Annotated in this window: 3 protein-coding genes; all 3 read left to right on the plus strand. The window is 61.2% G+C overall.

Features of this window, described 5'->3' with window-relative positions; all coding sequences use genetic code 11:
* Positions 1 to 49 precede the first annotated feature (49 nt).
* Positions 50 to 406 carry a YqjD family protein gene (locus EOC06_RS36760; protein WP_127379827.1) on the plus strand — a complete coding sequence of 119 codons (357 nt, stop codon included), beginning with the start codon at positions 50 to 52 and terminating at the stop codon, positions 404 to 406.
* Positions 407 to 477: 71 nt separating this feature from the next.
* Positions 478 to 645 (plus strand): Thivi_2564 family membrane protein, encoded by a 168-nt coding sequence (locus EOC06_RS36765; RefSeq protein ID WP_013531988.1) that lies wholly within the window; start codon positions 478 to 480, stop codon positions 643 to 645.
* Positions 646 to 849: 204 nt separating this feature from the next.
* A partial coding sequence (gene glpX / locus EOC06_RS36770) for a class II fructose-bisphosphatase (protein WP_128310084.1) occupies positions 850 to 1,748 on the plus strand: 899 nt, incomplete at its 3' end.

The raw sequence follows: 1,748 nt of genomic DNA on the forward strand, positions 1-1,748 counted from the left end.
AAGTGGTGTCGTCGCCGTTCTCTTGGTCAGCAACCAGAGGAACCGCTTCATGGCCGATACCAACAAGTCCGACACCCCTAATATCGACGACATCCAGAAGACGCTGGAAAAGCAGATTGCCGATTTGCGCAAGGAGATCACCAAGATCAACAAGAGCATTTCGGCGCGGGGCGCGGAAATGCTCGACGACGCCGGCGAACAGGCGTCCGAGTTGTACGACACGGCCGCGAGCCGCGCTTCGCGTACGGCGCAACAGCTGCGCAGCCAGGCTCAGGCTGTTTCGGAGGTCGCGCGTGAAAATCCAGGTACGACGACAGCTTTGGTCGGCGTGATCGGCCTGCTCGGCTTTCTGGCCGGCTTCGCCATTGGTCAATCGACGAACGATACCTCCCGCCGCTGGTATTGACCGCAGCGCGATAGGGCCGGGCTTCCGGCCCACTCTCTTGTTTTCAGCAAATCACTTTTAAGGAGGGCACCATGGCTTCATCAGCATTGATCGGCATCCTGATCACATTCCTCGTCATCATCCTCGTTCTCTATCTGGTTCAACGCCTGCCGCTCGATGGCCGGATGAGACAGATAGTTCAGGTCATCGTCATCATCATCGGCATCATTTCACTGCTCAAATACCTCGCGGTTTTCTAGGCCGTGAACGCCGCCATTTTTACCGTATTGAGACTGGCCCGGCGCACGGCGATCGGGCCAGTCTCGTTTCAGGATGCGGTTTAATCGATTGATATTGTTGGGTATTCGATAAAATCCTGGGTAGGTCTTGCCGTTGTCATGCTGGTTTGACAAAACAGGCCCGCCTCCGGCGGGAGGCCGCATTGCCAACGAGGAAATCACCAGATGAATGTGGCCCAGAACATCGTCGCCGGCCTTGACCGGATACTCACCATGGAACTGGTGCGCGTCACCGAACGGGCCGCCGTCGCGGCCGCCAGGCTGCGCGGGCGCGGCGACGAAAAGGCGGCCGACCAGGTCGCAGTCGACGCCATGCGCCAGGAACTCAACCGGCTTGCCATCAAGGGCACTGTGGTGATCGGCGAAGGCGAGCGCGACGAGGCGCCGATGCTCTACATCGGCGAGGAAGTCGGCTCCGGCAAAGGTCCGGCCGTCGATATCGCGCTCGATCCGCTCGAAGGCACGACGATTTGCGCCAAGAACCTGCCCAATGCACTCGCGGTCATCGCGATCGCCGAAAAGGGCAGCCTGCTGTTTGCGCCCGACGTCTACATGGACAAGATCGCCATCGGTCCGGGCTATGCGGACGGCGTCATCGACATCGACGCCTCGGCGGCTGAGAACATCGCCAGCCTCGCCAGGGCGAAGGGCGTGGCCATATCGGATATCACCACCTGCATTCTCGACCGGCCACGTCATGCCAGGCTGATCGATGCCGTGCGCGCCACGGGTGCCGCGATCCGGCTGATCGGCGATGGCGATGTCGCCGGCGTCATCCACACCACGGATCCGGAAGAAACCGGCATCGACATCTATCTCGGCACTGGCGGCGCACCAGAGGGCGTGCTGGCCGCTGCCGCGCTGCGCTGCACCGGCGGCCAGATGCAAGGCAGGCTGATCCTCGACACGCCGGAAAAGGTTGCTCGCGCGGCAAAGATGGGTATTTCCAATCCGAAACGGGTCTATCGGACGGAGGACATGGCGCGCGGCGATGTGCTGTTCGCGGCCACCGGTGTCACCGACGGCAACATGCTGGCTGGCGTCAAGTTCGGCCACAATTACCT

This window comes from Mesorhizobium sp. M7A.F.Ca.MR.362.00.0.0 (assembly GCF_004023175.1).
Taxonomy (GTDB): Bacteria; Pseudomonadota; Alphaproteobacteria; order Rhizobiales; family Rhizobiaceae; genus Mesorhizobium.

Coding starts and splice junctions, on each gene's coding strand:
- EOC06_RS36760 (WP_127379827.1), top strand. CDS start 50: ATGGCCGATACCAACAAGTCCGACACCCCTAATATCGACGACATCCAG.
- EOC06_RS36765 (WP_013531988.1), top strand. CDS start 478: ATGGCTTCATCAGCATTGATCGGCATCCTGATCACATTCCTCGTCATC.